The organism is Methylobacterium sp. WL18, from assembly GCF_008040015.1.
Classification (GTDB): domain Bacteria; phylum Pseudomonadota; class Alphaproteobacteria; order Rhizobiales; family Beijerinckiaceae; genus Methylobacterium; species Methylobacterium mesophilicum.
The window spans coordinates 1-4,847 of the sequence record NZ_VRVD01000353.1; the positions used below are offsets into that span (position 1 = coordinate 1).

The following is a 4,847-nucleotide window of genomic DNA, read 5'->3' on the forward strand; positions in this document are numbered from 1 at the left end:
GCTCCGTCCGGCCGAGCGGCAGCGCCCGCCACAGCCGGCTGGCGAGGTCGGCGAGCCCGCCCGGCAGCAGGATGATGATCGCCACGAAGGCCGTCCCCAGCAGGAGCTGCCAGAGGAAGGGCAGGTCGCCGGAGAGGTTGGCCGCGAGGTAGTCGATGGCGATCGTGCCCAGGACCGGGCCGAGCAGCGTGCCGCGGCCGCCGAGCGCCACCCAGATCACCAGTTCGGTGCCGAACAGGAAGCCGGCATTCTCGGGGGCGACCACGCCGGACGCGTTGGCGAACAGGAACCCTGCGAGCCCGGCCAAGGCGGCGAGCGCCGCGGTCAGGAGGATCTGCAGGCGCCGGGGGTTGAGGCCGAGATAGGCGCAGCGCGCCTCGTTGTCGCGCAAGGCCACGAGGGCGCGCCCGGCATCCGACCGCACCAGGATCCAGGCCGCCAGCGTGACGGCGATCAGGAACAGGGCCGCGAGGCGGAAAAAGCCCTCGATCTCGAAGGGCAGCACGTCGAACCCGACGAGGCCGCTGCTGGAGCCGGTCCACTCGCCGCCCGAGTAGATGAGCTGCGTCACGACGATCGGGACGACCAGCGAGATCACCGAGGCGTAGAGCGGCGTCGAGCGGTGATAGAAGGACAGCCACCCGACCGCGAGGCCGAGCAGGGCCGGCGCCGCGACCGCGGTGGCGATGCCGGCCGCAATCCCGAGCGGGGTCGCCCCGTAGGCGCCCAGGATCATGGCGGCGGCGTAGGCGCCGACGCCGAAGAAGGCGGCCTGGCCGAAGGTCAGGATGCCGGCAAAGCCCCAGAGCAGGTCCACCGTGACGGCGAGCACCGCGTAGATCATCGAGCGGGTCAGCACGTTGACCGCGAAGGTGTCGAGGAACGCCGGCGCGATCCAGAGGGCCGAGGCCGCCACCGCCGCGACCACGAGGGGCGCCGTCCGGGCGAGGCGTCGACCGGAGAGGGCGGCGCGCTCCGTGGCGGGGATCGTGTCAAGCACGGGAGAAACCTTTCGGGCTGACGCGCAGGACGAGGGCCGCGAGCACCGCCACGGCGATGCTGCCCAGGATCGGGCTGACGAAGGTGCTGATCAGGACCTGCGCGGCTCCGAAGACGAGGCAGGCCGCCGCGAGCGCCAGGAAGGACGCGTCGGCGACCATCACCAGCATGAAGGCGCCGATCAGCCAGCTCACCCCCATGTTGGGATCGACGCTGGTCAGCGGCGTCAGCAGGACGCCCGCCAGCGCCGCGAGGCCCGCGCCGATCATGAACACCACCAGGCGCACCCGCCCGGTATCGATGCCGAGGCTGCGGGCCAGGGTCTCGTTCATGATCACGGCCCGGGCCGACAGGCCGAGCCGCGTCCGCTCGATGGTGAGGGCGAACAGGATCCCGATCGCGAGGGCGATGCCGAGGGCCACGAGCCGGTAGGCGGAATAGTCGACGCCGAGGATCGCGACGGTGCCCGAGAACAGGTTCGGGGTGAGCTGGACGTCGCGGCCGAAGGCCAGCGTGATGAGCTGGCCGAGCACGATCCCGAGCCCCCAGGTGGCGAGGATCGCGTCCAGCGGCCTGCGGTAGAGGGGGCGGATGATGAAGTGCTCCGCCAGGCCGCCGAGGCCCGCGCCGACCACGAAGGCCAGCGGCAGCGCCGCCCAGGGATTGAGCCCGAGCCTGGCCGTCACCACGGCGCAGTAGGCGCCGATCGTCAGCCACGCCCCGTGGGCGAAATTGATGATCTTGAGGACGCCGAAGATCGCGAGGAGGCCGATCGAGACCACGAACAGGATCGCCGCGGTGGTCAGGATGTCGAGGATGAGCAGCATCGCAGCTTCCGGATGAGCCGGCGTCTTCGCGCGGCGTAAGCGGATCGGCCCGACGGCCGATCCCGGACGCTCCCTCCCCCGGGAGGGAGGGAGAGGCGCATCACGTCACGGCAGCTTCGGGCACTGCTCGCCGGGATCGACATCCTTGAAGGTGCCCGCGACCTTGACCGATCCGTCCGCCTGGATCTGGCCGAGATACATGGTCAGGGGTGCGTGGTGCTGCTTGCTCATGCGGATCGTGCCCCGCGGCCCGGTCACGCTCACGGTGGGCAGGGCCTCGAGCACCTTCGCGGTCTCGGTCCCCCCCGCCTTCTCGACGGCGGCCTTGTAGAGGTAGATCGCTTCGTATTCCGGCACCGAGAGATCGTTGGGCGTCCGCAGCTCGGCGCCGAACTTCTTCTTCATGGCGGCCAGGAAGGTCTTGTTCTCCGGGCTGTCGATCCCGGTGACGTAGGAGGCCGACAGGTAGACGCCCTCGGCGTCGGCGCCCATGCTCTTGGCGGTGCCCTCGTCCAGCGCGAGGTTGGCGAAGGGCAGCGACACGCCGGCGCCGCGCAGCTGCTTGGTGAGCGTGACGTTCGGCGCGCCGCCGGCGGTCGAGGTGATCAGCGCGTCGGGCTTGGCCTCCTTCAGCTTGGAGATGATCGCGGTCCAGTCGCTGCCGTCCATCGGCAGGTATTCCTCGCCCACCACCTTGCCGCCGGTCTTCTCGGCGTAGCTCTTGGCGAAGCCGAGCATGCCGCGGCCGAAGGCGTAGTCGCTGCCGATGAGGAAGTAGGTCTTGGCGCCCTTGGCCTTGAAGGCGTCGATCACCGGCGGCACCTGCTGCTCCGGCACCCAGGCATCCACGAACATGTTCTTGTTGCAGGAATGCCCCTCGTAGAACGAGGTGTAGATGTACGGCACGCGGCCCTTGGTCACGGCGGGCAGGCCTGCGTTGCGGGCCGCGCTCGTCTCCATGGAGATCAGGACATCGACCTTCTTCTGGTAGATCAGGCCGTCGAAGGCCTTCTGGGCGCCGGCCGCGCCGGAGGCGTCGTCGGCCACCTCCAGGACGAGCTTCCGGCCGAGCACGCCGCCGTTCGCATTGATTTCCTCGACCGCGAGTTCGGCCGACTGCACCACCGACGGCGCGACGACGCTGTTGGCCCCCGACAGGCCGATCGGCACGCCGATGACGATCGGCTTGCCGTCGGCGGCCTGCGCAGCCGAGGTCGCGAGCACGAGCGCCGCCGCCGTGCCGATGAGAGAACGTGTCACCATGAATGGGCTCCTGGGAAAGACGAGGTGGTGGCGGGGTCAGCCGTAGATGTCGGTCCGGCGGTCACGCAGGAGGGAATTGAACCCGTTCAGATCCTTGCAGCCGGCCTCGTCGAGATCGACCACGGCCGAGAGGGTCTCGGTCCGGTCGCGGCTCGCCGGGCCGGCCAGCGGCCAGCCCTTGGGGCCGATGATCAGGCTCTGCCCCTCGAAGGGCTGGCCGCGCTCGGTGCCGACCCGGTCGGCGCAGGCGATGAAGACGCCGTTCGAGTGGGCCGCGGCCCGGTGCAGGGTGTTGGCCATGGCGGCCTCGCCCGCGGGCTGGTCGGGCATCGGCACCCAGTTGGTCGGGATGCACACGATCTCGGCGCCCCCGAGGGCGAGCTGCCGGAAGGTTTCGGGGAACCAGCCGTCGTAGCAGATCGCGACCCCGATCTTGCCGAGCGCCGTGTCGAAGACCGGGAAACCGAGGTCGCCCTTGGCGAAGAACACGTTCTCCCGGTCCCAGAGATGCGCCTTCCGGTAGGTGCCGATGTAGCCCTGCGGCCCGACGATCACGGCGGCGTTGTAGAGGACGCCGTCCCCGCGCTCGGCGATGCCGGCCACGATGTGGACGCCGAGTTCCGCCGCGAGCGCCGCCCAGGCCCGGGCCGTCGGCCCGTCCGGCACCGGCTCGGCGAGGGAGGCCGCCTCCGCGTCGGATTCGAACACGTAGCCGGTGCTGGCGAGTTCGGGCAGGACGATCAGGCGGCTGCCCTCCGCCACGGCGGCGCGGATGAGATCCGAGGCGTGCGCGATATTGGCCGCGACGGCACCGAAGTGCGGTTCGAACTGGATGCAGGACACCCGTAACGGCGGGCGTGCGGGATCGCTCGCTTGGATCATGATGGCTCCAAAACGCAAAAAGCCCCTGGGCGCGGACGTCATCCGCGGACCAGAGGCTCCAAAGCCGAGATGTCATGCAGCACTGCTGCTGCGGGGCAACCTTGCCCGATAAGACTACGATACGCGCCTGAAGACCGGTCGCAAGGTGATATTTGCGGCAGGCTGCTGCATTCAGGTCTTTTCCGCCAACGCGATGCGCAAACCGAGGCCGCTCATCGCCTCGTGGGCCGAGACGACGCTCTCGGCCACGCTCGCCATCGGCACGCGGGACGCGGTGGCACGATCCCGGAGCATCTTGTAGGCGGCCTCCTCGTCGATCCGGTTGAGCTCCACCAGCAGCCGGACCGCCTTCTCGACGGTGCGGCGGCCCTTCATGGTCTCCTCCAGCCGGTTGATCTTGCTGATCAACCGACCCTCGTAGCCGCGCCGGTAGCGGGCCAGGGCAAACTGGGTCAGCACCCCGCGCGGGTGCAGCGGCTTGTTCAGCACGCCGTGCGCGTTGACGTCGGCGATCGCCTTCAGCGATGTCGGGCTCTCGTAGGCCACGATGGCGATGACGGCGGGCTCGATCTCCTCGATCGACGGCAGGAGGTGCATCACCTGCGCGTCGTCGAGCTGGATGAACAGCGTGTCGATGTCCGGCTGCAGGGCGGCCGGCGGCGGCCAGGCGAGGGAGACCGCGCAGCCGAGGCGCCGGAGCTGCTCCAGAAGCGCGGCGCCCTCCTCGTCGGGGGGATGGATGACCAGGGCTCGGGCGCGCCTCAGGTCGTCCAGGATCTTGCGGGCGGGCGCCGTCACGCGGCCATCCCCTCGTCCAGGCAGTTCGTCTCGAACCGGGACCAGGCGAGGTACGGATCGGGCCGCACCGGCCGGCGC

General features: G+C 70.0%; 4 protein-coding genes and 1 pseudogene. All 5 read right to left on the reverse strand.

The window, feature by feature from the left end:
* Nucleotides 1–1,000: pseudogene (locus tag FV228_RS20350) on the reverse strand (branched-chain amino acid ABC transporter substrate-binding protein); the annotation flags it as partial.
* Complete coding sequence (locus tag FV228_RS20355) at nucleotides 993–1,826, reverse strand: branched-chain amino acid ABC transporter permease (protein ID WP_147856281.1); 834 nt, start codon at nucleotides 1,824–1,826, stop codon at nucleotides 993–995. The pseudogene FV228_RS20350 and the gene FV228_RS20355, both read right to left, overlap by 8 nt.
* A 105-nt stretch (nucleotides 1,827–1,931) precedes the next feature.
* The gene (locus FV228_RS20360; RefSeq protein WP_187277830.1) at nucleotides 1,932–3,089 is read right to left on the reverse strand and encodes a substrate-binding protein; all 1,158 of its coding nucleotides are present in this window, start codon (nucleotides 3,087–3,089) and stop codon (nucleotides 1,932–1,934) included.
* A 36-nt stretch (nucleotides 3,090–3,125) separates the two neighbouring features.
* Nucleotides 3,126–3,971 carry a nitrilase family protein gene (locus FV228_RS20365; protein ID WP_147856282.1) on the reverse strand — a complete coding sequence of 282 codons (846 nt, stop codon included), beginning with the start codon at nucleotides 3,969–3,971 and terminating at the stop codon, nucleotides 3,126–3,128.
* A 171-nt stretch (nucleotides 3,972–4,142) separates the two neighbouring features.
* Nucleotides 4,143–4,769, reverse strand: a complete 627-nt coding sequence (locus FV228_RS20370) for an ANTAR domain-containing protein (RefSeq protein ID WP_147856283.1) — start codon at nucleotides 4,767–4,769, stop codon at nucleotides 4,143–4,145.
* Nucleotides 4,770–4,847 lie beyond the last annotated feature (78 nt).